The following is a 24,743-nucleotide window of genomic DNA, read 5'->3' as shown; positions in this document are numbered from 1 at the left end:
TCGGGAAGACCTTGGCGGAAGGTAAAAGCGGAAGGTAAAAGCTGGGCAAGGGTGGTGCACGGGTGGGTGTGGACGACTGCGGGCACGAGACCGTCGGCGCGCCGACGGACGGAGCGGACCGCAAAGTTTCCTTCGCCCATTCGTAGGGACTCCACAAAGAATTGACGATTCGCTGGACGTCCAAAGTTCGAGACCTAGGCCACACCAGGACGCGGGCCGGAGCCCAGGAATCCGGGCCTACCCTGGGATACCAGGGGACTTAGGTTCCTCACTGGCGCCCCGAGCACACTCCGTGTGGGCAAGCTCACCCCAGGGAACGGGTCGGCACGCGGTGTCGCCAGTCCCTAAAATCGCGGCATCCAATAGATGCGGCGAAGCGCCAAGGAAGGACCCATCGTGCGCAAGGTGCTCATCGCCAACCGTGGCGAAATCGCTGTTCGCGTTGCCCGTGCATGCCGGGACGCGGGGATCGGCAGCGTAGCCGTCTACGCCGACCCCGACCGGGACGCACTGCACGTACGCGCGGCAGACGAGGCGTACGCCTTGGGCGGTGACACTCCTGCCACCAGTTACCTGGACATCGCCAAGGTCCTGGCTGCCGCCGCCGATTCGGGCGCGGACGCCATCCACCCCGGGTACGGCTTCCTGTCGGAGAACGCCGAGTTCGCGCAGGCCGTCCTGGATGCCGGGCTGACGTGGATCGGCCCGCCCCCGCAGGCCATCCGTGACCTCGGCGACAAGGTCGCCGCGCGGCACATCGCCCAGCGTGCCGGTGCGCCGCTGGTCGCCGGCACGCCCGACCCGGTCTCCGGCTCGGAGGAGGTCGTGGCCTTCGCCAAGGAGCACGGCCTGCCCATCGCGATCAAGGCGGCCTTCGGTGGCGGCGGCCGCGGTCTGAAGGTGGCCCGTACGCTCGAAGAGGTTCCGGAGCTGTATGACTCCGCGGTGCGCGAGGCGGTCGCCGCGTTCGGCCGTGGCGAGTGCTTCGTCGAGCGTTACCTGGACCGTCCGCGGCATGTCGAGACCCAGTGCCTGGCCGACAAGCACGGCAATGTGGTCGTGGTCTCGACCCGTGACTGCTCCCTGCAGCGCCGCCACCAGAAGCTGGTGGAGGAGGCTCCCGCCCCGTTCCTGACGGAGGAGCAGAACGCGGAGCTGTACCGCGCGTCCAAGGCCATCCTCAAGGAGGCCGGCTACGAGGGCGCCGGCACCTGCGAATTCCTCGTCGGGCAGGACGGCACGATCTCCTTCCTGGAGGTCAACACCCGTCTGCAGGTCGAGCACCCGGTCACCGAGGAGGTCACCGGCCTCGACCTGGTCCGTGAGATGTTCCGGATCGCCGACGGCGAGAAGCTCGGCTACGACGACCCGGCGGTCCGCGGCCACTCCTTCGAGTTCCGGATCAACGGTGAGGACCCGGGCCGCAACTTCCTCCCGGCCCCCGGCACGGTCACCCGGTTCGACGCCCCGTCCGGCCCCGGTGTCCGCCTGGACGCGGGCGTGGAGTCCGGTTCGGTCATCGGCCCGGCCTGGGACTCCCTGCTGGCCAAGCTGATCGTCACCGGCGCCACCCGTCAGCAGGCCCTGCAGCGTGCCGCCCGCGCGCTCGCGGAGTTCACCGTCGAGGGCATGGCCACCGCCATCCCCTTCCACCGCACGGTCGTCCAGGACCCGGCTTTCGCCCCCGAACTCACCGGCTCCGCCGACCCGTTCACGGTCCACACCCGCTGGATCGAGACCGAGTTCGTCAACGAGATCCCCCCGTTCGCCGCACCCGGCGCGGACGAGGCCGAGACCGACAGCCGTGAGACGGTCGTCGTCGAGGTCGGCGGCAAGCGCCTGGAGGTCTCGCTGCCGTCCTCGCTGGGCATGCCGCTGGCCCGGGCCGCGGTCGCCGGCGGCGCCAAGCCGAAGCGCAAGGCCGCCAAGAAGTCCGGCGGCGCCGCCTCCGGCGACGCGCTCGCCTCCCCGATGCAGGGCACCATCGTCAAGGTCGCCGTCGAGGAGGGCCAGCAGGTCACCGAGGGCGAGCTGGTCGTCGTCCTGGAGGCCATGAAGATGGAGCAGCCGCTCAACGCCCACCGCTCCGGCACCGTCAAGGGCCTGACCGCCGAGGTCGGCGCCGCCCTCACGTCCGGCGCGGTGATCTGCGAGATCAAGGACTGACGCGGCGGCATCCCGCCAGACGGACGAGGGGCTCCCGGCACTGCCGCCGGGAGCCCCTCGTCCGTTCCGCGCCGCTACGAGTTCCCCACCACGTCCTCCGGAAAGGTCAGCGTCCTGTTCATCCACTGGAGCGCGGCGGGCAGCTCGCGTCGCCAGGTGGCGAAGTTGTGGCTGCCGTGGTCGAGGACGATGGAGTCCGCCTTCATCGGTGGTTTGACGGCGGCGAGGAAGGCCTTGGCCGCCGGATAGTTCTTCTCGCCGGTCTTGCTGGTGCCCACCAGGACGTTCACCCGGGGTGCGGGCAGATGCTGCAGACGCCACATCAGGTCGAGTTCCTGGCGGCGGCGCACCCGGTCGCGGCCCTCACCGAAGAGGTTGCCGGTCGTGGCGTCGTTGCGGACCTTGTAGTCGGGCGAGAGGGCGGCCGCCGCGGTGTACGTACGGTCGTGCCGCATGGTGAGCTGGAGGGCGCAGCTGCCGCCCGAGGAGTAGCCCAGGAGGCCCCAGCCGCCGGGGTCGTGGCCGACGCGGTAGTGCGACTTGAGCGCGTCCGGCACATCGCGGGCGAAGAACGTCTCGGCCTGCGGGCCGCCCGGCACATCGACGCACTGGGTGTCGCGGGGCGGGGCGATGGTGGGGCGCAGCATCACGATGACGGTCGGCTGCATCTGGCCGGCCCGGATCAGCCGGCCGGCGGTCTGCGGCAGCCGCAGATGCTGGCCGAGCAGGAAGGTGCCGCCGGGGTAGCCGCTGAGCGCGACGATGACGGGGAACCGCTGGCGGGCGTACTGGGGCTGGAAGTACTGCGGCGGCAGATAGACGTACGCCGGGTTCACGGCCCGGGTCCGCTTGCCGACGATCCGTACGGTCTCGACCCTGCCCGTCTGCTCCGGCGCCCCCTTCGGCAGACCGTGCACCTTCTCCAGGCCCTCCGGCCCCGAGGTCTGTACGAGGCCCTTCGACGGGTCGCCGACGGGCCCCGCCGCACCCTGGTCGCCCCATTTGCCGACGGCGGCCGGTGCGTCGTCGTACAGCCCGAGCAGCTCGTGCCACGAGGCGTAGAACTGGAAGTTGGTGTTCACCACCAGGCCGAGCGCCGCCACGATGGTCAGCTGGGTCGCGACGATCGAGCCGAGCCGCCCCAGCAGTGCCCGCGGCCCGCGCCCGGCGAACCGTGGCCACAGCCAGAGCGTGAGGCCCACACAGACCACGGCGACCGCGGCCACGGCGTACAACAGCGATCGACTGGTCAGTCCCATGACGTTTTCCCCAGATGTCCCGCGCCGCGCCCGCTTCCCCGGCGGTCCGTCACGGCGTCCTCCCGCGCCTCCCGAAGACCCCGGAAGACCTCATTGCGCCTGGTTTGATGGCGCGTGGCGGCGCGGCGTTGCGGGTCCGCCGAGGTGTTCGGCCGGGCGACCACCGGGGGATGCCGGGACTTCATCGCGGGTCTGCCGGACGGCCACCGGGCGGGCGCGGCGGGACCGCTCCCGGACATTCGGAGGTTTCCTCCGATAAGCCCTGCCGACGGCACCGGGGCAGCCGCCGATTACGCAATGGCATCCTGGAGCCACCGGGCCGCAACCGGCCGGGTCGAGGGAGGACGGCGATGGCGACCGAGACGGCAGGGCAGCCGCAGACGACGGGCCCGGCGGCGACCGCACCGGCGCGGACGCCGGACGTGCGCCCCATGCGGGCCGATGCCCGCCGCAATTACGAGCGGCTGCTGACCGAGGCCCGTACGGCCTTCACCGAACACGGCACGGACACCTCACTGGAGGACATCGCGCGCCGCGCCGGCGTCGGCATCGGCACCCTCTACCGGCACTTCCCCAACCGGACCGCCCTGATGGGCGCGGTCTTCCAGGGGGAGGTGGACGCCCTGCAGACGCACGCCAGGGAGCTGGCCGACGCACCGCAGCCGTGCGCCGCGCTGGTCGAGTGGCTGCGCGCGATCATCACCCACGCCACCACCTACCGCGGGCTGTCGCGGGCGCTGATGACGGCATCGGCGGACGACAGCTCGGGGATGGCGCGGTGCTGCGTGCCGATGCGGGAGGCCGGCGGTGCACTGCTGACCCGTGCCCAGCGGGCCGGGGCCGTACGCCCGGATGTGAGCATCAGCGATCTGATGCAGCTGACCAACGGCATCGCGCTGGCCGCCGAGGAATCCCCGGACGACCCCCAGCTCGCCGACCGGCTGCTGACGCTCACACTGCGCGGGCTGAAAGCGGAGAGCCGGTAGGGCCTCCCCTGTGCCGGGCCGGCGCGCCCCTGTGGCGCGCCCCCGACTTCTGCCCTCAGCGCCGCCGTGGCGCCAGATCGGCGACCCGGCCGCCGGAGGCCTCGCTCAGGGACGGGGCCGAGCGGAGCTGTGGCCCACCGGCCCCGCCGCCCGGCGCATGGCTGCGCCGCTGGCCCGGGAGCGGGACGTCCCGCCGGGGACCTCTGCGGTCCCCCGGGCCACCGTCCCTCCCCGGCTGCCCCGGCCCGTGGGTCACGCCCGAGCCGTTGGCGACGGCGATCTGGACGCCCTGATCGGCCAGCGCCTGCAGCTCTGTGGCGGCGCGGTCGTCATGGCCCGGTGGCTCGTCCGTGACCAGCCTCGTGATCACGTCCGTCGGCACGGTCTGGAACATCGTGTCGGAGCCGAGCTTGGTGTGGTCGGCGAGCACCACCACCTCCCCCGCCGCCTGCACCAGCGCCCGGTCGACGCTGGCGGAGAGCATGTTGGAGGTGGACAGACCGCGCTCGGCGGTCAGACCACTGCCCGACAGGAAGGCGCGGGACACCCGCAGGCCCTGGAGGGACTGCTCGGCACCGCTGCCGACCAGCGCATAGTTGGAGCCGCGCAGGGTGCCGCCGGTCATCACGACCTCGACGCGGTTGGCATGGGCCAACGCCTGGGCGACAAGAAGGGAGTTGGTGACGACGGTCAGACCGGGGACCCGGGCGAGCCGGCGGGCCAGCTCCTGCGTGGTCGTTCCCGCGCCGACGACGATGGCCTCGCCCTCTTCGACGAAGCCGGCCGCGAGATCGGCGATGGCCGTCTTCTCCGCGGTCGCTAGATGGGACTTCTGTGGGAATCCTGATTCGCGGGTAAAGCCTCCCGGCAGGACCGCACCGCCGTGCCGGCGGTCGAGCAGTCCTTCTGCCTCCAGCGCCCGCACGTCCCGCCGTACGGTTACTTCGGAGGTCTGGACGACGCGGGCGAGCTCCCGGAGCGATACGGCTCCATTGGCGCGCACCATTTCAAGGATCAATTGGCGACGTTCTGCAGCGAACACGAAACTGACAGTAACGCCAACGACCGTCTGTTTTCAGCAGGTTGCACCAATTAACGGAAGTTGTTCACACCGCGGAGCGTGACGTGGTATGCGGTGTGCATATGTCGTGCGGATGTCGAACTGCCGGGCGGGACGACCGGCTTGGCGCCTGGTCAGGCGCCCCGCCGGCCCGTACGACAGCCACCCTGCGACAGCGGGCCGGTACCTGCCCGCTGCAGGCACGTTTCATCCCAAGTGCTCACCGGTGGCACAAAGAATCGACCGCGGCCGTCCGCCGGTTGCCGCACACCCGTTACTCGCTGGCGGCCTTGCGCGTGTGCAGCTGGCGGGCAACCTCGGCGATCGAGCCGGACAGCGACGGGTAGACCGTGAAGGCATTGGCGATCTGCTCGACGGTCAGATTGTTGTCGATCGCGATCGAGATGGGGTGGATCAGCTCACTGGCGCGCGGGGAGACGACCACACCGCCGACGACGATGCCGGTGCCGGGGCGGCAGAACAGCTTCACGAAGCCGTCGCGGATGCCCTGCATCTTGGCGCGCGGATTGCGCAGCAGCGGGAGCTTCACGGCCAGGGCGTCGATCCGGCCGCTGTCGACATCGGCCTGGGAGTAACCGACAGTGGCGATCTCCGGGTCGGTGAAGACGTTCGCCGAGACCGTCTTGAGGTTCAGCGGGGTGACCGCGTCACCGAGGAAGTGGTACATCGCGATCCGGCCCTGCATGGCGGCGACGGACGCCAGCGCGAAGATGCCGGTGCAGTCGCCGGCCGCGTACACGCCCTGGGCAGAGGTGCGGGAGACCTTGTCGGTCCAGATGTGGCCGGAGTCCTTGAGCTTGACCCCGGCTGCTTCCAGGCCGATGCCCTCGGTGTTGGGGATCGAGCCGACCGCCATCAGGCAGTGCGTACCGGAGATCGTGCGGCCGTCGGCCAGGGTGACCTCGACGCGGTCGCCGACCCGTTTGGCGGACTGGGCCCGGGAGCGCGACATGACGTTCATGCCGCGGCGGCGGAAGACGTCCTCCAGGACGGCGGCGGCGTCCGGGTCCTCACCCGGCAGCACGCGGTCGCGGGAGGAGACGAGGGTGACGCGGGAGCCGAGCGCCTGGTAGGCACCGGCGAACTCGGCGCCGGTGACACCGGAACCGACCACGATCAGCTCTTCGGGCAGCTCGTCGAGGTCGTAGACCTGCGTCCAGTTCAGGATCCGCTCGCCGTCGGGGAGCGCGTCCGGGATCTCGCGGGGGTGCGCGCCGGTGGCGATCAGCACCGCGTCCGCGATCAGCCCCTCCGAGGTGCCGTCGGCGGCGGTGACCGTGACCTTGCGGGAGCCGTCCGGCGCCTGGCCGGGCTCCAGCCGCCCGCGACCGCGCATGACCCGGCCGCCGGCGCGGGTCACGGACGCGGTGATGTCATGCGACTGGGCGAGCGCGAGGCGCTTGACCCGTCGGTTGACCTTGCCGAGGTCGACGCCGACGACCCGGGCGGGCCGGTCCACGTGCGGCGTGTCGTCCTCGACGATGATGCCGAGCTCTTCGTACGAGGAGTCGAAGGTCGTCATCACCTCGGCCGTGGCGATAAGAGTCTTCGACGGCACGCAGTCGGTCAGCACCGACGCCCCGCCCAGACCGTCGCAGTCGACGACGGTCACCTCCGCGCCGAGAGAAGCCGCCACCAGGGCCGCTTCGTAGCCGCCGGGTCCACCACCGATGATCACGATCCGAGTCACGTACTCCATTGTCCCGCACGCCCGTACGTCGCTCTCGCCCGGGGGCGTACTCCGCCCCTGACAGGCACCGGAGCGCGCTCGACCGGGCCTCCCGTCCGAACCTCCGGTACCACGGGCCCGGCGGGCAACCTCCCGTACCCTCGGAACCATGTCGCTCTACGCCGCGTACGCCGGCAACCTCGACGCGCGGCTGATGTCCCGCCGCGCACCGCACTCGCCGCTGCGCGGCACCGGCTGGCTCAACGGCTGGCGGCTCACCTTCGGCGGCGAGCAGATGGGCTGGGAAGGCGCGCTGGCGACGGTCGTCGAATCGCCGGGCTCCCAGCTCTTCGTCGCGCTCTACGACATCGCGTCCATGGACGAGGAGTCCATGGACCGCTGGGAGGGCGTCGGCATGGACATCTACCGCCGGATGCGGGTGCGGGTGCACACCCTCGACGGCGACGAGGCGGCTTGGATCTATGTCCTCAACGGCTACGAGGGCGGTCTGCCGTCGGCCCGCTATCTGGGCGAGATCGCGGATGCCGCGGAGTCGGCGGGCGCACCGCACGACTATGTGATGGAGCTGCGCAAGCGGCCCTGCTGACGGGCGGCACGGGCCGGCCGCAGCGGGCGCGCCGCCGTACGGGTGCCGCGACGCGCCCGGGCACATGCTTTTGGCAGATGCCACAACCGTCCGGTCCCCGGACCGTGAGCAGCGACATCTACGCGCGTAGGGGAATACCGGCTACCCTCGTCCGCGTGAACGCATCAGTTACTCCGGACATCGCGCGCGACCCGCAGGGTGCCGCCGCCGACGCCGCCGCCCGTCTGCGCGAGCTGACCGGCGCCGAGACCCATGACGTCGCCCTGGTGATGGGCTCCGGCTGGGCGCCGGCCGCCGAGGCCCTGGGCGCGCCCGAGCACGAATTCCCCGTCACCGAGCTGCCCGGCTTCCCGGCGCCGGCCGTCGCCGGACACGGCGGCACGATCCGCTCGTACCAGGTCGGCGCGAAGCGGGCGCTGGTCTTCCTGGGCCGTACCCACTACTACGAAGGCCGCGGGGTCGCCGCGGTCGCGCACGGTGTCCGCACCGCCGTCGCGGCCGGCTGCAAGACCGTCGTGCTCACCAACGGGTGCGGCGGTCTGCGCGAGGGCATGCGCCCCGGCCAGCCGGTCCTCATCAGCGACCACCTCAACCTGACCGCCACCTCCCCGATCGTCGGCGCGAACTTCGTCGACCTGACGGATCTGTACTCGCCGCGGCTGCGCGCGCTGTGCAAGGAGGTCGACGCGAGCCTGGAGGAGGGCGTCTACGCCCAGTTCCCCGGCCCGCACTACGAGACCCCGGCCGAGATCAAGATGATCCGGACCCTGGGCGCCGACCTGGTCGGGATGTCCACGGTCCTGGAGGCCATCGCGGCGCGCGAGGCCGGCGCCGAGGTCCTCGGTCTGTCGCTGGTGACGAACCTCGCCGCCGGCATGACGGGCGAGCCGCTCAACCACGAAGAGGTACTGCAGGCCGGCCGCGACTCCGCGACCCGGATGGGCAGCCTGCTCGCCCAGGTGCTCGGCAAGCTCTGAGGCACCGCGGCGCCACGGCGCCGCGCCCGGACGACGACGGCCGACGGCCACGGCGGGTGCACCACACCCGCCGGGCCGCCCCGCCGCCGTCACCGCCGCACCGGTCCCGCCGCCTGCCCGCCGGTCCACCCCACCGCGCGGCGCGGCCTCCCCCGCGCGCTGCCATCCAGTGGCATTGGCCGGTTCTGCGGCTCCCCGTACGCGCGTACTGGGTATGCGTGACGAGCCGAGAGGGCCCTCCCTCCTCAGCTGTCGTCAGCGCGCCCCCCCCACCCGCATCCACCGTCAGGAGCATCACGTGGCTACCGATCCCGCGGAGCTGATCAACCGGGCCCAGTCATGGCTGGCCGAGGACCCCAACCCGGAGACCCGGGACGAGCTGTCCAAGCTCATCGAAGCCGCCGCCGACGCCGACATCGTGGCCGAGCTGGCCGCCCGGTTCGCCGGCACCCTCCAGTTCGGCACGGCCGGGCTGCGCGGTGAACTGGGCGCGGGCCCGATGCGGATGAACCGCTCCGTGGTTATCCGGGCCGCGGCCGGCCTCGCCGCGTACCTGAAGGCACAGGGCGACGGCTCGGGCCTCGTCGTCATCGGCTACGACGCCCGCCACAAGAGCGCCGACTTCGCCCGCGACACGGCGGCCGTGATGGTCGGCGCGGGCCTGCGCGCCGCGGTGCTGCCGCGCCCGCTGCCCACCCCGGTCCTGGCCTTCGCCATACGGCACCTGGGCGCGGTGGCCGGCGTCGAGGTCACCGCCAGCCACAACCCGCCGCGCGACAACGGCTACAAGGTCTACCTGGGCGACGGCTCCCAGATCGTGCCGCCCGCGGACGGCGAGATCGCCGCCGAGATCGCCGCGGTCCGCTCGCTGGCCGACGTACCGCGACCGGAGAGCGGCTGGGAAACCCTCGACGAGACGGTCCTGGACGCCTATCTGGCGCGTACGGACGCGGTGCTGACCCCCGGCTCCCCCCGGGACACCAAGGTCGTCTACACGCCCCTGCACGGCGTCGGCCGGGACACCCTCGTCGCCGCCTTCGCGCGGGCCGGGTTCCCGGCGCCGACGGTCGTGGCGGAACAGGCCGAGCCGGACCCCGACTTCCCGACGGTCGCCTTCCCCAACCCGGAGGAGCCGGGCGCGATGGACCTCGCGTTCGCCACCGCCCGCGACCTGGGCGCTTCCGGCGTCGACATCGTGATCGCCAACGACCCCGACGCGGACCGCTGCGCCGTCGCCGTCCCCGCCCCCGGCACTCCGGACGGCTGGCGGATGCTGCGCGGCGACGAGGTCGGCGCGCTGCTCGCCGCCCACCTGGTGCGCAAGCGGGCCGCCGGCACGTTCGCGACCACCATCGTCTCCTCCCAGCTGATGTCCCGTATCGCGGCCGCCGCCTCGCTCCGGTACGAGGAGACACTGACCGGCTTCAAGTGGCTGGCCCGGGTGGACGGTCTGCGGTACGCCTTCGAGGAGGCGCTGGGCTACTGCGTCGATCCGGCGGGCGTCCGCGACAAGGACGGCATCACCGCGGCCCTGCTGATCACCGAGCTGGCCGCGGAACTCAAGCAGTCCGGGCGCACCCTCACGGATCTGCTCGACGATCTCGCCCTGGAATTCGGGCTGCACGCCACCGACCAGCTCTCGGTCCGCGTCGAGGACCTGTCGCTGATCGCCGACGCCATGCGCCGGCTCCGCGAGCAGCCGCCGACCGTGCTGGCGGGCCTGAGCGTGACCCGGGCCGACGATCTGAACCAGGGCACGGAGACGCTGCCGCCGACCGACGGGCTGCGCTACTACCTGTCCGGTGCGCCGGACGCCGGGATCGAGGCCGCCCGTGTGGTGGTCCGCCCCAGCGGCACCGAGCCCAAGCTCAAGTGCTACCTGGAGGTCGTGGTCCCGGTGGCCGCGGCCGAGGCCCTGCCCGAGGCCCGTACGAAGGCCGCCACGGCGCTGGCGTCGATCAAGCGGGATCTGTCGGAGGCGGCCGGGATCTGACGGGGGCGCCTGGATGGGCCGGTCCTTGCCGTTCTGCCGTTCCTGCCTGTCCTGCCTGTCCTGCCTGTCCGGCCTTTTCTGCCGTTCCTGTCGTTCCTGCCTCTTCGGGCCGCGCCTTTCCCGCCCGGCCTAACCTCCCCTCCCCTACCCGCCCACCCCCCCCGAAGGGGGGTGGGCGGCGGGGAAACAGCAACACCACGGGGGCGGCGGGGAAACAGCAACACCAAGGCGACGGCCGGGAAGCAGCCCCCGCCAAGAGGAAGGCCGGGGAACAGCCCCACCTAGTAGAGGACGGCCGGCCGAAGCAGCCCCACCAAGGGGACAGCCGGGAAACAGCCCCCACCAAGAGGACGGCCCACCGAAGCAGCCCCACCAAGAAGACTGCCGGGAAAAGCCCTGGGGAGCACTCCCCCCAGCCCCAAGAGCCAGCTACAGCGCCACCATCACGGCCAGCCCCACCGCGCCCACCACGGCCGGCGCGATGATCGGGTACGACCAGCGCACCACCGGCTCGCCCTGGGCGCTCTCGCGGTGGGCGGCGCGCTCCTTGAGCTCGCGCAGCTCGTCGAGGGCCTGGTCGGCCATGGCGCGCGGCACCGGGCCGGCGTCGGCGTTCAGCCCGAAACGGGACCGGGGCGCGGCGCCCCGCGCCGCCTGACGGCTGACCTTCTTGCGCTGCCGCAGCGAGACCGGGATGGCCCACAGCTGGTACTTGCCGCCGCTGGTGAACACCTCGGTGGAGAACGCCGCCCGCAGGTCCTCCACCGCGCCCCACGGCAGGGTGATCGTACGGAACGGGTTACGCACCGTCAGCCGGTCCTCGCCCGCCCTGACCAGCGGCCGCAGGGTGTAGGCGATCACCAGCGGCGCCCCGAGGAGCAGCGCGAACAGCGCCGTGAGCTTGGTGTGCGCGACGCCCCGCAGCAGTGCGTCGCCGCCGAGCCAGAGTCCGAGCAGGAGGAGCAGTGCGCCGCCGACGAGGGCCGCGGGCGAGCGGTAGCTGCGGTCCGCGTACTGCTGTTGAGGCGGGGTGGTCCGGTCCTGGGGGCTCGTCATGACGCCGATTCTGCCTGACCGTCCGGATGCCGGACATTGCGTTACGGCATCATTCGGGGGCGGGGTGCGGGCGCGTCCGGGCCCCGGCTGCGGCCTCGTCCCGGCGCCCGCCACCGGGCACGTTGCCGAAATCGGCCCCGCCGCCCGGCCGGATTCGGACGGCCGAGGGGGATGACATGGCGCTACGCGCGTAGATATGCTCCCCTCGTGACCATGCCCATCACTGTTCCCGCATACGGCAAGGAAGCCGCGGGGCGTCTGGCGTCAATGGCGGACGTGACCGCCGACGACGGTGCGCTGCGCCGCTTCCTCCACGGCCTCCCCGGCGTCGACGCGGTCGGCCTCGAGGCCCGCGCCGCCACCCTCGGCACCCGCTCGATCAAGACGACGGCGAAGGCGTACGCCATCGACCTCGCCATCTCGATGATCGACCTGACGACCCTCGAAGGCGCGGACACCCCGGGCAAGGTCCGGGCGCTGTGCGCCAAGGGCATCCACCCGGACCCCACCGACCGCACCAGCCCCAAGGTCGCGGCGATCTGCGTCTACCCGGACATGGTCGCGACGGCCAAGGAGGCGCTCGGCGACTCCGGTATCCATGTCGCGTCCGTCGCCACCGCCTTCCCCGCGGGCCGCGCCGCGCTGCCGGTCAAGCTGGCGGACACCCGTGACGCGGTCGCGGCCGGCGCCGACGAGATCGACATGGTGATCGACCGGGGTGCCTTCCTCTCCGGCCGCTACATGGACGTCTTCGAGGAGATCAAGGCCGTCAAGGAGGCGTGTGCCCGTCCCGATGGCAGCGCCGCCCACCTCAAGGTCATCTTCGAGACCGGTGAGCTCCAGACGTACGACAACGTCCGCCGGGTCTCCTGGCTGGCGATGCTCGCGGGCGCCGACTTCATCAAGACCTCGACCGGCAAGGTCGCCGTCAACGCCACCCCGCCGGTCACCCTCCTGATGCTGGAGGCGGTCCGCGACTTCCACGCCACGACCGGCGTCCAGGTCGGGGTGAAGCCGGCCGGCGGTATCCGTACGACCAAGGACGCGATCAAGTACCTGGTCATGGTCAACGAGACGCTCGGCGAGCCCTGGCTGACCGCCGACTGGTTCCGCTTCGGCGCCTCCAGCCTCCTGAACGACCTGCTGATGCAGCGCCAGAAGCTCAGCACCGGCCGCTACTCCGGCCCCGACTACGTCACGGTGGACTGAGGCTCCCATGACCTTCGATTACGCACCCGCACCCGAGTCCCGCGCGGTCGTCGACATCGCGCCGTCCTACGGCCTGTTCATCGACGGCGAGTTCGCCCCGGCCTCCGACGGGAAGGTCTTCAAGACCGTCTCCCCGTCGACCGAGGAGGTCCTCTCCGAGGTCGCCCAGGCGAGCGCCGACGATGTCGACCGTGCCGTGAAGGCCGCCCGTAAGGCCTTCGAGAAGTGGTCCGCGCTGCCCGGCGCCGAGCGCGCCAAGTACCTCTTCCGGATCGCCCGGCTCCTCCAGGAGCGCTCGCGCGAGCTGGCCGTGCTGGAGTCGCTGGACAACGGCAAGCCGATCCGCGAGTCCCGGGACGCCGATCTGCCGCTGGTCGCCGCACACTTCTTCTACTACGCGGGCTGGGCCGACAAGCTCGACCACGCCGGGTACGGCGCGAACCCCCGCCCCCTGGGCGTCGCCGGCCAGGTCATCCCCTGGAACTTCCCCCTCCTCATGCTGGCGTGGAAGATCGCCCCGGCGCTGGCGACCGGCAACACGGTCGTCCTCAAGCCCGCCGAGACGACCCCGCTGTCCGCCCTGTTCTTCGCGGACATCTGCCGCCAGGCTGGCCTGCCCAAGGGCGTCGTCAACATCCTGACGGGCGAGGGCGCCACGGGCGCGGCGCTGGTCGCGCACCCCGACGTCAACAAGGTCGCCTTCACCGGCTCCACCGAGGTCGGCAAGGCCATCGCCCGTACGGTCGCCGGCACGGACAAGAAGGTCACTCTGGAGCTCGGCGGCAAGGCGGCGAACATCGTCTTCGACGACGCGCCGATCGACCAGGCCGTCGAGGGCATCGTCAACGGCATCTTCTTCAACCAGGGCCACGTCTGCTGCGCGGGCTCCCGCCTGCTGGTCCAGGAGTCCGTCCAGGACGAGCTGCTGGACGCGCTCAAGCGCCGGATGCAGACCCTGCGCGTGGGCGACCCGCTCGACAAGAACACCGACATCGGCGCCATCAACTCCGCCGAGCAGCTGGCCCGGATCACCGCGCTGGCCGACGCGGGCGAGGCCGAGGGCGCCGAGCGCTGGTCGCCGTCCTGCGAACTCCCCACCGCCGGCTACTGGTTCGCCCCGACGCTGTTCACCGGCGTCACCCAGGCGCACCGCATCGCCCGCGAGGAGATCTTCGGCCCGGTGCTGTCCGTGCTGACCTTCCGCACCCCCGCGGAGGCCGTGGAGAAGGCCAACAACACCCCCTACGGCCTCTCCGCCGGTATCTGGACGGAGAAGGGCTCGCGGATGCTGTGGATGGCGAACAAGCTCCGCGCGGGCGTCATCTGGTCCAACACGTTCAACAAGTTCGACCCGGCCTCGCCCTTCGGCGGCTACCAGGAGTCGGGCTACGGCCGCGAGGGCGGCCGGCACGGTCTGGAGGCGTACCTCAATGTCTGAGCTGACTGGCCGACTCTCCGTCTTCAAGACCTACAAGCTGTACGTCGGGGGCAAGTTCCCCCGGTCCGAGAGCGGGCGGGTGTACGAGGTGACCGACTCCAAGGGCACATGGCTCGCCAACGCGCCGCTGGCCTCCCGCAAGGACGCCCGGGACGCGGTGGTCGCCGCCCGTAAGGCCTTTGGCGGCTGGTCCGGCGCCACGGCCTACAACCGCGGCCAGATCCTCTACCGCATTGCCGAGATGCTGGAGGGCCGCCGCGACCAGTTCGTCGCCGAGGTCGCCGCCGCCGAGGGGCTGTCGAAGGCGAAGGCCACGGCCCAGGTGGACGCGGCGATCGACCGCTGGGTCTGGTACGCGGGCTGGTCCGACAAGGCCGCCCAGATCGCCGGCAGCGCCAACCCTGTGGCCGGGCCGTACTTCAACCTCTCCGCCCCCGAGCCGACCGGCGTGGTCGCGGTCCTGGCCCCCCAGGACTCGTCGTTCCTCGGCCTGGTCTCGGTGCTCGCCCCGGCGATCGTCACCGGCAACACGGTGGTCGTGGCGGCGGCGGAGAACACCCCGCTGCCCGCCCTCTCCCTGGCCGAGGTGCTCGCCACGTCCGACCTTCCCGGCGGCGTGGTCAACATCCTCTCGGGCCGCACGGCGGAGCTCGCCGCTCCCCTCGCCGCCCACCAGGACGTCAACGCCATCGATCTCGCCGGCGCCGACGACGCGTTGGCGAAGGACCTGGAGACGGCCGCGGCCGACAACCTCAAGCGGGTGCTCCGCCCGTCGGCACCCAACTGGACCGCCGACCCCGGCACCGGCCGTCTGCTGACGTTCCTGGAGACGAAGACGGTCTGGCATCCGATGGGTGTCTAGGACCGCACCGACGTCCTGACGGCGTCGCGGAACGACAGTGCGGGGCCTCTCCTTCATGGCGGGGCCCCGCACTGTCGTTCCCTGCCGGGCAGGGAACGACAGCTCGTGGCTGGCGCTGAGCTGTTCGTTCCAGGAGGACATGGAGGCGATGGTCGCGGCGTTCCACGGGCGCTGAGTGCGGACCGGCACGGCGGCGGGCGCCACCGGTCCGGGCGGCTGAGGCCGCCCGGGCAGCGCCCGCCGGGCCGGCCTCAGCCCGGCAGCACCCTCGTCAGCGTCCCCACCAGCGGCAGGTCCTTGAGCGCGGCACCTTTCGAGAGGGTGCCGGTCAGCAGCGTGGTGCCCACCGGCTTGAAGTCGGCGATCTGGGTGCTCACGGCGTTGGCGAGCGGGTCGACGGAGGTGTTGGCCAGCGGGTCCAGCTGGAGGTTCTTGACCGGGCCGAGGCCGCCGGCCGCGGAGTGCAGCAGTGCGCCGGTCAGTCCCGAGGCCGCGGCACCGGTGTCGGTGGCGACGTCCGAGGCGGCCGGGGCCGCGCTCGCCGTCGCCGCACCGCCCGCCGCGAGCGCGGCACCGGCCGCGGAGATCACCAGTCCCGCCCGCAGCACGGTGCGCGGAAAACGGCTGGGCTTGGGACGCGCATGGGAGGGCATGTGCCACCTGCCTGTGGATCGAAGGGGGTCGAAGTGCTGTGCGAGCCAGAGCATTCGGGTAATCGATTGACTGCGTAGCGTAGTTGACGTGCGGGAGTCGATCCACCTCGCGCGCCAGGGGTACCCCACACGGCCCAATCCGCGACAATGGGTGCCCGTGACCTCCCACACCGCCACCCGGCCGCCCACCGCTCAGGTCGTTCTGCTGACCGGCCCGTCGGGCTCCGGCAAGACATCCCTGGCCACCCGCAGCGGCCTCCCCGTCCTCAACCTCGACGACTTCTACAAGGAGGGGACGGACCCGACGCTGCCCCAACTGCCCGACGGCGGCGGCGCCGACTGGGACGCGCCGCTGTCCTGGGACGCCGGCGCCGCCCTCACGGCCATCGACGCACTGTGCCGTACGGGGCGTGCCGACGTCCCGGTGTACGACATTTCGGCCAGCGCCCGGGTCGGCGCGACCACGCTCGGCCTCGGCGGCGCCCCGCTCTTCATCGCAGAGGGCATCTTCGCGGCCGAGATCATCGCGGACTGCCGGGCCGCGGGGCTGCTGGCCGACGCGCTGTGTCTGCGCGGCCGTCCCACCACCACCTTCCGCCGGCGGCTGACCCGGGATCTGCGCGAGGGCCGCAAGTCCGCCCCGTATCTCGTACGCCGCGGGCTGCGGCTGCTGCGCGATGAGCGGTCGGTCGTCGCCCGGCACACCGCGCTGGGCGCGCACGCCTGCGCCAAGCCGGAGGCGCTGGCCCGGATATCGGCCGCCGGAGCACCGGACTCGGTGGGCGCGGCCGTACGTTCCTGACGCGCGGCCCCGCAGCGGCACCGGCGCACAGACGAAGAAGCGGGCTCGGACAGACCCCCCGGCCGTCCGAACCCGCGCTCTTCTCCCCCGTGCTTCCCCCGTATCCCCCGATACGTCCGGCCTCTGTGGATCACTCCGCTTCGGCCGGTTCCCCCGTATCCCCGTTCCCCTCTCGGGCGTTCCCCCTGATCCCCCTCGGGCTCCCCCAGGTCCTCAGGCCACCAGCTCGCCGAAGGACTCCTCCTCGTCACGGCCGAAGCTGAGGACCTCGTCCTCACGCAGCCGGCGCAGGGCGCGCCAGATGCTCGACTTCACCGTGCCGACACTGATGTTGAGAATGTCCGCGATCTCCGGGTCCGTGCGGCCCTCGTAGTAGCGCAGCACCAGCATCGTGCGCTGCGTCTCGGGCAGCCGGACCAGCGCCTGCCACAGCACGGCGCGCAGCTCGGTGCCGCGCATCGCGTCCACGTCGCCGGCCGTCTCCGGCAGCTCCTCGGTCGGGTACTCGTTGAGCTTGCGCCGGCGCCAGGCACTGATGTGCAGGTTGGTCATGGTCCGCCGCAGATAGCCGCCGAGCGCCGCCTTGTCACTGATCCGGTCCCACGCCCGGAAGGTCGAGAACAGCGCGCTCTGCAGCAGGTCCTCGGCCTCGTAGCGGTCGCCGGTCAGGTGGTAGGCGGTGGCGTACAGGGAGGCCCGGCGCTCCTGGACGTAGGCGGTGAAGGCCGCTTCGGCCTCCGCCGTCTCCGCCGGGGAACGCCGTTCCCCCGTGGCCTCCCTGTACTCCGCTCCCCCGGTGTTTCCCCCGTTTTCTCCCCCGTGGGCGGCATTGCCCCCGTGCCCCGGGTTGAGTTCCACCGTCTTTGCGTCGATGGCCACCATGAAGGGCGGCCGCTGACGCCCGGCGCTGCGCGTGGTGCATCCTCGCCCGGCACCGGACTTCTCGCCGGTCCGGACGACGTCGTGGAGTCGCGTGATAACTGCGCTGGAAGTGGTGCCGTGCAGTGTGTTCATCTCGCGCCCCCCGTCGTAGAGCCAGCTCGTTCGGTGTGTCCCGGGTTGTTGATCTCTCCCGGTGCCCAAAAGACTGCCAAGCCAGTTTCATCGCGTTGTCCGTCGACTGTCACAGGCCTGTCACAGGGCCCGGTGCGGCGCGTCGCGGGGCCCTCCGTGCGTGGGCCTTGTGTACGAGAGCGCCACTGGTCGATGTCCCGGCGTCCCATGGGCCAGAATGGCTGACGTGCCTTTCCTGTTGCTGATCGAGGACGACGACGCCATCCGCACGGCCCTCGAACTCTCGCTGTCCCGCCAGGGTCACCGTGTGGTGACCGCGGCGACGGGCGAGGACGGCCTGAAGCTGCTGCGTGAGCAGCGCCCGGACCTGATCGTGCTGGATGTGATGCTGCCGGGCATCGACGGTTTCGAGGTGTGCCGGCGGATCAGGCGTACGGACCAGCTGCCCATCATCCTGCTCACCGCGCGTAACGACGACATCGACGTCGTGGTGGGACTGGAGTCCGGCGCCGACGACTATGTCGTCAAACCGGTCCAGGGGCGGGTGCTGGACGCCCGGATCCGGGCCGTGCTGCGCCGGGGCGAGCGGGAGTCCAGTGATTCGGCGACGTTCGGCTCGCTGGTGATCGACCGGTCGGCGATGACGGTCACCAAGAACGGCGAGGATCTGCAACTGACACCGACCGAACTGCGCTTGCTGCTGGAGCTGAGCCGCCGGCCCGGTCAGGCGCTGTCCCGCCAGCAGCTGCTGCGGCTGGTGTGGGAACACGACTACCTCGGCGACTCGCGCCTGGTGGACGCGTGTGTGCAGCGGCTGCGGGCGAAGGTGGAGGACGTGCCGTCCTCGCCGACCCTGATCCGTACGGTCCGCGGCGTCGGCTACCGGCTGGATTCGCCGCAGTGAGGGAACGTTCCGCGAGCGGCGGTGCTACGGACGACAGCGCGGGCGGCGGAGCCGGGAGCACGGCCGGGCCCGCGGCCGGCCAAGGGGTGCAGCGGGTGCTGCGCGGGCTGCGCCGGGCATCGGGGCTGCTGCGCTGGACCAGTCTGCGGCTGCGGCTGGTGGTGGTCTTCGCGCTGGTGGCGCTGACGGCCGCGGTCTCGGCGTCGGGCATCGCATACTGGCTCAACCGCAACACCGTCCTGGAGCGCACCCAGAACGCCGTCCTCAAGGACTTCCGTAAGTCGCTGGAGGACAGTACGCGGTCGCTGCCGCTGCACCCGCGATGTGCCGAACTCCAGGACGCGGCGCGCCAGATGGCGGCCGGGCCGCAGAACTACGCGGTGCTGTTGATAGGGGTCGACCGCGAGGGCAAGGACTGCGCGGCCACCACCAACAAGAATCTGCTGACGCTGAACAGCGTGCCCCAGTCGCTGCGTACCGCGGTCGACGAGGTGCGCCCGGTCGACGAGTCCAACCGCTATCTGCACCATCTGTACTGGCAGCGCAAGGAGGTCGGGGACGCCCCCTACCTCGTCGCCGGGGCGAAGGTGATCGGCGGCGGGCCCACCGGTTACATGATGAAGTCGCTGGACACCGAGCGGCAGGACCTCAACTCGCTGGCCTGGTCGCTGGGGATCGCGACCGCGCTCGCGCTGGTCGGCTCGGCGCTGCTGGCGCAGGCCGCGGCGACGACCGTGCTGCGGCCCGTACAGCGGCTGGGGTATGCGGCGCGGCAGCTGGGCGAGGGGCGTCTGGACACCCGGCTGCGGGTGACCGGCACGGACGAACTGGCCGATCTGTCCCGGACGTTCAACCGTACGGCGGAGCGTCTGGAGCAGCGGGTCGAGGAGCTGAGCGGGCGCGAGGCGGCGTCCCGGCGGTTTGTCGCCGACATGTCGCACGAGCTGCGGACGCCGCTGACCGCGATCACCGCGGTCTCCGAGGTGCTGGAGGAGGAGGCGGACTCGCTCGACCCGATGATCGCACCGGCGGTGCAGCTGGTGGTCAGCGAGACCCGGCGGCTGAACGACCTCGTGGAGAACCTGATGGAGGTCACCCGCTTCGACGCGGGAACGGCCCGGCTGGTGCTGGACGAGGTCGATGTCGCGGACCAGGTGACCGCCTGTATCGACGCACGGGCCTGGCTGGACGCGGTCGAGCTGGACGCGGACCGCGGCATCGTGGCCCGCCTGGACCCGCGGCGGCTCGATGTGATCCTGGCGAATCTGATCGGCAACGCCCTCAAGCACGGCGGCTCACCGGTGCGGGTCTCGGTGCACACCGAGGAGGCGGCCGGTGACGGTGCGGGCGGCCGGACGGGCAGCACCGCCGTCTCCGGCGGCCCGGCCGCGCCCGACACGTCCGAGGGACCGGAAGCCGGTACGGAGGACGTGGGGCCGGAGCGGTCCGAGCAGGCGGCGGACGCCGGGCGGCCCTTGGGCGGCACGCTGGTGATCCGCGTACGGGATCACGGCCCCGGCATCCCGGAAGAAGTACTTCCGCATGTCTTCGACCGCTTCTACAAGGCGAGCGCCTCCCGGCCGCGGTCGGAGGGCAGCGGTCTGGGCCTGTCGATCGCGCTGGAGAACGCACATATCCACGGCGGGGAGATCACCGCGGCCAATCTCCCCGAAGGCGGCGCGGTCTTCACCCTGCGGCTGCCGATGGACGCCGCGCCGCTGACGGACGGCGCACAGAGGGACGGCGGCCCGGCCCGCGCGGCCGACGAGGGCACGGAGGACGGGCGATGACGCCGATCAGGCGGACGGGGCGGCGCACCGCCGCCGTGGCGGCGCTTGCGCTCGCCGCCGTGGGCTGCGGGATCCGGGGCACCTCGGTACCGGTCGATGCGGGCGGTGCGCCCTCGCGGGTGAGCTGCAAGGCCCCGGCGAGCGAGCCGGCGGCCAACCCGCCCGGAAGGGCCCAGGCCACCGTCTATCTGGTGTGCGGCTCGGCGCTGGCCCAGGTGGAGCGGACGGTGTCGCTGCCCAAGGGCACGGCGACCACCGATCCGCGGCTGCCGACCGCCCGTGCGCTGCTCAAAGAGCTGCAGCGGCAGCCGTCGTCCGACGAGGAGCGGGCCGGCTTCAGCAGCGCGCTGCCCCAGGACCTGAAGGTCACGGCGCCGCGCGCGGGCGACCCCTCGGATGCGCTGCGACTGAGCATCCGGCCGGACGATCTGCCGTCGTTCGCACTGGCCCAGCTGGTATGCACCTACGGCACCAGCCCGGCACTGGGCCGGACCCATGCGGCGGTGCTGGGCGGACCGGGCGACGATACGGCGCACCGCTACGACTGCTCGGCGGATGTACTGACCAACCCGGACATTGCGGAGAACTCCGGCTGGGGCGACCCGCTGTCGGATGAGGGTTAGGGGCTGTCTCCCCGATCTCCGTGGGCCTGTCCGGCGCGTCAGGCCCTTAAGGACAGGCCGTGGACCGGTGGGCCAAGACGGGCGCAATTGGGCGGAACCGCAGCCCCCGCAGGTCGCGTCCTGGCCAATGTGCAGCGTCATGGCCCCGGCACCACTGCCGTCCCCCGTATGCGCGTCACCGGACTTCTCCTCCTTGTGGCGCATCTGCTGATCGTCGGCTGGCTGACATTGCGCCCTCGCACGGTGCCCTGGGTGTCCGCCACGAATCTCGAACCGCTGGCGACGATCCAGGCCGAGCTGGCGACCGGGCCTTCGTGGGAGGCCATACAGCATCTGGGCGGCTCGGTGCTGCTGCTGGCGCCGCTGGGGGTGCTGCTGCCCCTCTCGGCGGGCCGGCTGAACGTTTCACCACTGGTGTCCCTGACCCGTACCGCGTTCGCCGGGGCAATGATCGCGCTGGCCATCGAGCTGCTGCAGTCAGGGGTGCCCGGCCGGGTCCCGGACATCGACTCGGTGCTGCTCGGCTCTCTCGGGGTGGCCCTGGCACATCTGGCGGTCGTCCCCGGGGCCCGGCGCCGGCTGCGCCGCCGCTACGGGGATCTCGGGGAGGTAACCCCGAGAATCCCCAGGGTCGAACTGACCCCGCAGGCTGATGCCCTTTCCGGCAGCCGGACCTACCTTTGAGACATCGGGGCAAACGCCCCACCGAGTCGCAAAGGAGCCGCCATCATGGCCGCCGCACTGGTCCGCCCCCGCAACAACCGAATGATCGCCGGAGTGTGCGCGGGTCTGGCCCGTCGCTTCGGTACGACGCCGGCGACGATGCGCGTGCTCTTCGTGGTGTCGTGTCTGCTGCCCGGCCCGCAGTTCCTGGTCTACCTGGCGCTGTGGATATTCCTCCCCTCGGAGGAGAAGGCCGCCACCGGCGCCACCGCCTGGTGACCGGCCCGCCCGGCAGCCCGCCCGACCACCCGGCGCGACTGCCGAACCGGCACCGCGCCGCCCGGGTTCCCGACCGCACATGACGATGCCCCGGCCGTACGCACGAAAGCGTTCGGCCGGGGCACGGCGCATGACGCGTCCCTAAAGGACGGGCCGTTGACGCGTCCCCTGGAGGACGGGCCGTGTGGCGGGATCAGCCACCCAGGGGAAGGGTCTTGGCGACGGCGTTGGTCGGCAGGCCGCCCAGCAGCTTGTTGCCCTGGGAGTTGAGCTTGGTCTTGACGTCGTTGCCGGCCGGCTTGGCCTTGGTGAGGCCGGAGACGGTCTTGGTGGCGTCCTTCACCGGCAGGCTCTTCAGCACCCCGGTGGTGTCGAGCGACGGGGCCGCGCTGGCGACGCCCGCGGCGGTGACGGCGAAAGCGGCACCGAGCGCGACGGTACCGAGAGTCTTGATGGTTCCCTGCTTCATCGAATTACGTCCTCATGATGGGGGCTTGACCGGCAAATCAACCTACTGAGGCGGCAACCGGCGCCGCAAACAGCCACGACGAAAGAAAAAACGGCCGGTGGACATTCCACCGGCCGTTGCGCTATAGGCTCGCGCTACCCCTTACGCAGGGTCAGAAGCACTGCTCACAGGGGAGGTTGTGACCGCCGGACGGAACAGCCATTCGGCCCGCAGTTCCGCGTAACCGGGCTTGATGACGTCATTGATCATGGCCAGACGTTCATCGAAAGGAATGAACGCTGATTTCATCGCATTGACTGTAAACCACTGCATGTCATCGAGCGTGTATCGGAATGTCTTGACCAGGTGCTCGAATTCCTCGGACATGCTCGTGTGGCTCATCAGCCGGTTGTCGGTGTTGACCGTGAGCCGGAACTGCAGCCGGCGCAGCAGGCCGATGGGGTGCTCGGCGTACGAGGGGGCGGCGCCGGTCTGGAGGTTGGAGGTCGGGCACATCTCCAGCGGGATGCGCTTGTCCCGGACGTACGAGGCGAGCCGGCCGAGCTTGACCGAGCCGTCGTCGGCGACCTCGATGTCGTCGATGATCCGGACCCCGTGGCCGAGGCGGTCGGCGCCGCACCACTGGAGGGCCTGCCAGATCGACGGCAGGCCGAAGGCCTCACCGGCGTGGATGGTGAAGTGGTTGTTCTCCCGCTTGAGGTACTCGAACGCGTCGAGGTGACGGGTGGGCGGGTAGCCGGCTTCGGCGCCCGCGATGTCGAAGCCGACGACGCCGGTGTCCCGGTAGCGGTTGGCGAGTTCGGCGATCTCCAGGGCGCGGGCGGCGTGCCGCATCGCGGTGAGCAGCGCGCCGACGCGGATGCGGTGACCGTTCTCGCGGGCCCGGCGCTCGCCCTCGCGGAAGCCCTCGTTGACCGCCTCGACGACCTCTTCGAGGGTCAGGCCCTGCTCCAGGTGCTGCTCGGGCGCGTACCTGACCTCGGCGTAGACCACACCGTCGGCGGCCAGGTCCTCGGCGCATTCGGCGGCCACCCGGGCCAGTGCGTCGCGGGTCTGCATGACGGCGCAGGTGTGGGCGAACGTCTCCAGGTAGCGCTCAAGCGAACCGGAGTCACAGGCCTCACGGAACCAGATCCCGAGCTTTTCCGGGTCGGTCTCGGGCAGTCCCTCATAGCCGTTCTCACGGGCCAGCTCGACGACGGTGGCCGGGCGCAGGCCGCCGTCGAGGTGATCGTGGAGCAGCACCTTGGGGGCGCGGCGGATCTGTTCACTGGTCGGCTGGGTGGTGGTCTCGCTCGTCATCTCGGCACTCTAGCGCCTACGCGCGTAGATCACACCGAACGATACGTAACAGTGACCCGTCCACGGGGTGGCGCGCACGCCTCCGTCTGCCATCGTTCTGGACATGGCTCAGCAAGCACTGCCGGTGCGTGAGGCCCGGCTGGGAAAACCGCTGGGAACGGCCGGCAAGGAAGCGGCGCGCGAAGCGCTCCGGTGGAGGGGCGGCGGGCGAGGCACCGGCCGGGAGGTCAGCGGGGTCGCGCTTTTACTGCCCGGTGGCGGACCGACCGGGGTGCGGCGCCCGTCGCCGGTGGCGGCGCTGGCGGTGCGCCCGCTGGCGGTCCGGCTGGCGAAGGCGGGACGCGCTGAGGGCCTGACGGCTCATGTCGTGCGCTACCGCTGCAGCGGCTGGAACGGGGCCGCGGCCCATCCGGCGCGGGACGCGGACTGGGCCCTGGAGGAGGTGATCCGCCGCTACGGCGATGTCCCGGTCTGCCTCGTGGGTACGGGCATGGGCGCCCGCGCCGCCCTGCATGCCGCGGGTCATCCCGCCGTCAACTCCGTACTGGCGATCGCCCCTTGGCTGCCCGACCCGCACCAGGACAGTGCGCAGCCCGATCCGGTGAAACAGCTCATCGGCCGGCAGGTCCTGCTCATCCACGGCACCAACGACGAGCGCACCGACCCCGATCTCTCCTACCGCTACGCCGAGCGCGCCAAGAAGGTCAACCGGGACATCTGCCGCTTCGAGGTGCACTCCGACGGCCATTCGCTGCATCAGCACCGTACCGAAGTCCTGGCCCTGGCCGCCGACTTCATGCTCGGCTCGCTGTTCGCCCGGGACTTCGCCAGACCGGTGAAGGACGCGCTGGCCGCGCCCCCGCCGCTGGGCCTGCGGATGCCGCTGGCGGCGGGCTTCGGGACGTCGCTGCGGCACTGAACGCCGCAGCCCGGCCGGCACA

The 24,743-nt window shown here is 71.5% G+C and carries 23 protein-coding genes; 15 read left to right on the top strand and 8 right to left on the bottom strand.

Translation table 11 applies throughout. From position 1 onward, the window contains the following. Window positions 1-396 precede the first annotated feature (396 nt). Entirely contained in the window at window positions 397-2,166 is a 1,770-nt protein-coding gene (locus tag AB0C46_RS16035; protein WP_362828414.1) for a biotin carboxylase N-terminal domain-containing protein, read from the top strand. A 74-nt stretch (window positions 2,167-2,240) separates the two neighbouring features. Here the strand turns inward: AB0C46_RS16035 and AB0C46_RS16030 are convergent, their stop codons facing one another. Then, the gene (locus AB0C46_RS16030) at window positions 2,241-3,425 is read right to left on the bottom strand and encodes an alpha/beta hydrolase-fold protein (RefSeq protein ID WP_362828413.1); all 1,185 of its coding nucleotides are present in this window, start codon (window positions 3,423-3,425) and stop codon (window positions 2,241-2,243) included. A 431-nt stretch (window positions 3,426-3,856) separates the two neighbouring features. Here AB0C46_RS16030 and AB0C46_RS16025 point away from each other — a divergent pair, with 431 nt between their 5' ends. After that, on the top strand, window positions 3,857-4,411 hold the full coding sequence (locus tag AB0C46_RS16025; protein ID WP_362828493.1) for a helix-turn-helix domain-containing protein: 555 nt from the start codon (window positions 3,857-3,859) through the stop codon (window positions 4,409-4,411). Window positions 4,412-4,466: 55 nt separating this feature from the next. On the opposite strand, the gene AB0C46_RS16020 is transcribed toward AB0C46_RS16025, so the two are convergent. Beyond that, window positions 4,467-5,453: a DeoR/GlpR family DNA-binding transcription regulator gene (locus AB0C46_RS16020; RefSeq protein ID WP_362828412.1), complete on the bottom strand. Its 987-nt coding sequence runs from the start codon at window positions 5,451-5,453 to the stop codon at window positions 4,467-4,469. Window positions 5,454-5,745: 292 nt separating this feature from the next. Further along, complete coding sequence (locus AB0C46_RS16015; RefSeq protein WP_362828411.1) at window positions 5,746-7,191, bottom strand: NAD(P)H-quinone dehydrogenase; 1,446 nt, start codon at window positions 7,189-7,191, stop codon at window positions 5,746-5,748. A gap of 139 nt (window positions 7,192-7,330) precedes the next feature. Between AB0C46_RS16015 and AB0C46_RS16010 the strand changes: the two genes are divergently transcribed. From AB0C46_RS16010 to AB0C46_RS16000, 3 genes are all read left to right on the top strand, one after another. After that, complete coding sequence (locus AB0C46_RS16010; RefSeq protein WP_362828410.1) at window positions 7,331-7,768, top strand: gamma-glutamylcyclotransferase; 438 nt, start codon at window positions 7,331-7,333, stop codon at window positions 7,766-7,768. Between the two features lie 155 nt (window positions 7,769-7,923). Next, on the top strand, window positions 7,924-8,745 hold the full coding sequence (locus AB0C46_RS16005; RefSeq protein ID WP_362828409.1) for a purine-nucleoside phosphorylase: 822 nt from the start codon (window positions 7,924-7,926) through the stop codon (window positions 8,743-8,745). A gap of 298 nt (window positions 8,746-9,043) precedes the next feature. Then, window positions 9,044-10,738 carry a phospho-sugar mutase gene (locus AB0C46_RS16000; protein ID WP_362828408.1) on the top strand — a complete coding sequence of 565 codons (1,695 nt, stop codon included), beginning with the start codon at window positions 9,044-9,046 and terminating at the stop codon, window positions 10,736-10,738. Between the two features lie 429 nt (window positions 10,739-11,167). Here AB0C46_RS16000 and AB0C46_RS15995 read toward each other — a convergent pair whose 3' ends face one another. Next, window positions 11,168-11,794: a PH domain-containing protein gene (locus tag AB0C46_RS15995; RefSeq protein ID WP_362828407.1), complete on the bottom strand. Its 627-nt coding sequence runs from the start codon at window positions 11,792-11,794 to the stop codon at window positions 11,168-11,170. Between the two features lie 213 nt (window positions 11,795-12,007). Between AB0C46_RS15995 and deoC the strand changes: the two genes are divergently transcribed. From deoC to AB0C46_RS15980, 3 genes are read left to right on the top strand one after another with little or no spacing between them, the layout of a single operon-like run. Beyond that, window positions 12,008-13,003 (top strand): deoxyribose-phosphate aldolase, encoded by a 996-nt coding sequence (gene deoC, locus AB0C46_RS15990; RefSeq protein ID WP_362828492.1) that lies wholly within the window; start codon window positions 12,008-12,010, stop codon window positions 13,001-13,003. Window positions 13,004-13,010: 7 nt separating this feature from the next. Beyond that, the gene (locus AB0C46_RS15985) at window positions 13,011-14,441 is read left to right on the top strand and encodes an aldehyde dehydrogenase family protein (RefSeq protein ID WP_362828406.1); all 1,431 of its coding nucleotides are present in this window, start codon (window positions 13,011-13,013) and stop codon (window positions 14,439-14,441) included. Further along, entirely contained in the window at window positions 14,434-15,303 is an 870-nt protein-coding gene (locus AB0C46_RS15980; RefSeq protein WP_362828405.1) for an aldehyde dehydrogenase family protein, read from the top strand. The genes AB0C46_RS15985 and AB0C46_RS15980 overlap by 8 nt, the downstream gene beginning before the upstream one ends. Window positions 15,304-15,554: 251 nt before the next feature. Here AB0C46_RS15980 and AB0C46_RS15975 read toward each other — a convergent pair whose 3' ends face one another. Next, window positions 15,555-15,956, bottom strand: coding sequence for a hypothetical protein (locus AB0C46_RS15975; RefSeq protein ID WP_362828404.1), 402 nt, complete (start codon window positions 15,954-15,956; stop codon window positions 15,555-15,557). 157 nt (window positions 15,957-16,113) lie between these two features. On the opposite strand from AB0C46_RS15975, the gene AB0C46_RS15970 reads away from it, so the two are divergent. Beyond that, the gene (locus AB0C46_RS15970; RefSeq protein ID WP_362828403.1) at window positions 16,114-16,758 is read left to right on the top strand and encodes an ATP-binding protein; all 645 of its coding nucleotides are present in this window, start codon (window positions 16,114-16,116) and stop codon (window positions 16,756-16,758) included. Window positions 16,759-16,971: 213 nt separating this feature from the next. Here AB0C46_RS15970 and AB0C46_RS15965 read toward each other — a convergent pair whose 3' ends face one another. Further along, on the bottom strand, window positions 16,972-17,772 hold the full coding sequence (locus AB0C46_RS15965) for a SigE family RNA polymerase sigma factor (RefSeq protein WP_362828402.1): 801 nt from the start codon (window positions 17,770-17,772) through the stop codon (window positions 16,972-16,974). 226 nt (window positions 17,773-17,998) lie between these two features. Here AB0C46_RS15965 and afsQ1 point away from each other — a divergent pair, with 226 nt between their 5' ends. The 5 genes from afsQ1 (at window position 17,999) to AB0C46_RS15940 (ending at window position 22,031) form a co-directional block, all read left to right on the top strand. Continuing rightward, window positions 17,999-18,676: a two-component system response regulator AfsQ1 gene (afsQ1, locus tag AB0C46_RS15960; protein WP_026169550.1), complete on the top strand. Its 678-nt coding sequence runs from the start codon at window positions 17,999-18,001 to the stop codon at window positions 18,674-18,676. A gap of 86 nt (window positions 18,677-18,762) precedes the next feature. Continuing rightward, on the top strand, window positions 18,763-20,466 hold the full coding sequence (locus AB0C46_RS15955) for a HAMP domain-containing sensor histidine kinase (protein ID WP_362828491.1): 1,704 nt from the start codon (window positions 18,763-18,765) through the stop codon (window positions 20,464-20,466). After that, window positions 20,463-21,089, top strand: coding sequence for a hypothetical protein (locus AB0C46_RS15950; RefSeq protein ID WP_362828401.1), 627 nt, complete (start codon window positions 20,463-20,465; stop codon window positions 21,087-21,089). The genes AB0C46_RS15955 and AB0C46_RS15950 overlap by 4 nt, the downstream gene beginning before the upstream one ends. Window positions 21,090-21,257: 168 nt before the next feature. Further along, entirely contained in the window at window positions 21,258-21,773 is a 516-nt protein-coding gene (locus AB0C46_RS15945) for a VanZ family protein (protein ID WP_362828400.1), read from the top strand. Between the two features lie 45 nt (window positions 21,774-21,818). Further along, entirely contained in the window at window positions 21,819-22,031 is a 213-nt protein-coding gene (locus AB0C46_RS15940) for a PspC domain-containing protein (protein ID WP_362828399.1), read from the top strand. Between the two features lie 193 nt (window positions 22,032-22,224). On the opposite strand, the gene AB0C46_RS15935 is transcribed toward AB0C46_RS15940, so the two are convergent. Beyond that, entirely contained in the window at window positions 22,225-22,500 is a 276-nt protein-coding gene (locus tag AB0C46_RS15935) for a hypothetical protein (protein ID WP_362828398.1), read from the bottom strand. A 141-nt stretch (window positions 22,501-22,641) separates the two neighbouring features. Continuing rightward, window positions 22,642-23,802 carry an adenosine deaminase gene (locus AB0C46_RS15930; RefSeq protein ID WP_362828397.1) on the bottom strand — a complete coding sequence of 387 codons (1,161 nt, stop codon included), beginning with the start codon at window positions 23,800-23,802 and terminating at the stop codon, window positions 22,642-22,644. Between the two features lie 103 nt (window positions 23,803-23,905). On the opposite strand from AB0C46_RS15930, the gene AB0C46_RS15925 reads away from it, so the two are divergent. Beyond that, on the top strand, window positions 23,906-24,721 hold the full coding sequence (locus AB0C46_RS15925) for an alpha/beta hydrolase (RefSeq protein WP_362828396.1): 816 nt from the start codon (window positions 23,906-23,908) through the stop codon (window positions 24,719-24,721). The last annotated feature ends 22 nt before the right edge of the window (window positions 24,722-24,743 follow it).

This window comes from Streptomyces sp. NPDC048637 (assembly GCF_040650675.1).
GTDB lineage: Bacteria > Actinomycetota > Actinomycetes > Streptomycetales > Streptomycetaceae > Streptomyces.
The sequence above is the reverse complement of the archived record's forward strand: the minus strand, read 5'-3'. Positions and strand labels throughout refer to the sequence as shown.

Coding starts and splice junctions, on each gene's coding strand:
- AB0C46_RS15925 (WP_362828396.1), top strand. CDS start 23,906: ATGGCTCAGCAAGCACTGCCGGTGCGTGAGGCCCGGCTGGGAAAACCG.
- AB0C46_RS15950 (WP_362828401.1), top strand. CDS start 20,463: ATGACGCCGATCAGGCGGACGGGGCGGCGCACCGCCGCCGTGGCGGCG.
- AB0C46_RS15975 (WP_362828404.1), bottom strand. CDS start 15,956: ATGCCCTCCCATGCGCGTCCCAAGCCCAGCCGTTTTCCGCGCACCGTG.
- AB0C46_RS15980 (WP_362828405.1), top strand. CDS start 14,434: ATGTCTGAGCTGACTGGCCGACTCTCCGTCTTCAAGACCTACAAGCTG.
- AB0C46_RS15985 (WP_362828406.1), top strand. CDS start 13,011: ATGACCTTCGATTACGCACCCGCACCCGAGTCCCGCGCGGTCGTCGAC.
- AB0C46_RS16010 (WP_362828410.1), top strand. CDS start 7,331: ATGTCGCTCTACGCCGCGTACGCCGGCAACCTCGACGCGCGGCTGATG.
- AB0C46_RS15940 (WP_362828399.1), top strand. CDS start 21,819: ATGGCCGCCGCACTGGTCCGCCCCCGCAACAACCGAATGATCGCCGGA.
- AB0C46_RS16015 (WP_362828411.1), bottom strand. CDS start 7,191: ATGGAGTACGTGACTCGGATCGTGATCATCGGTGGTGGACCCGGCGGC.
- AB0C46_RS15935 (WP_362828398.1), bottom strand. CDS start 22,500: ATGAAGCAGGGAACCATCAAGACTCTCGGTACCGTCGCGCTCGGTGCC.
- AB0C46_RS15930 (WP_362828397.1), bottom strand. CDS start 23,802: ATGACGAGCGAGACCACCACCCAGCCGACCAGTGAACAGATCCGCCGC.
- AB0C46_RS15995 (WP_362828407.1), bottom strand. CDS start 11,794: ATGACGAGCCCCCAGGACCGGACCACCCCGCCTCAACAGCAGTACGCG.
- deoC (WP_362828492.1), top strand. CDS start 12,008: ATGCCCATCACTGTTCCCGCATACGGCAAGGAAGCCGCGGGGCGTCTG.
- AB0C46_RS15945 (WP_362828400.1), top strand. CDS start 21,258: ATGCGCGTCACCGGACTTCTCCTCCTTGTGGCGCATCTGCTGATCGTC.
- AB0C46_RS16030 (WP_362828413.1), bottom strand. CDS start 3,425: ATGGGACTGACCAGTCGATCGCTGTTGTACGCCGTGGCCGCGGTCGCC.
- AB0C46_RS15965 (WP_362828402.1), bottom strand. CDS start 17,772: ATGAACACACTGCACGGCACCACTTCCAGCGCAGTTATCACGCGACTC.
- AB0C46_RS16025 (WP_362828493.1), top strand. CDS start 3,857: ATGCGGGCCGATGCCCGCCGCAATTACGAGCGGCTGCTGACCGAGGCC.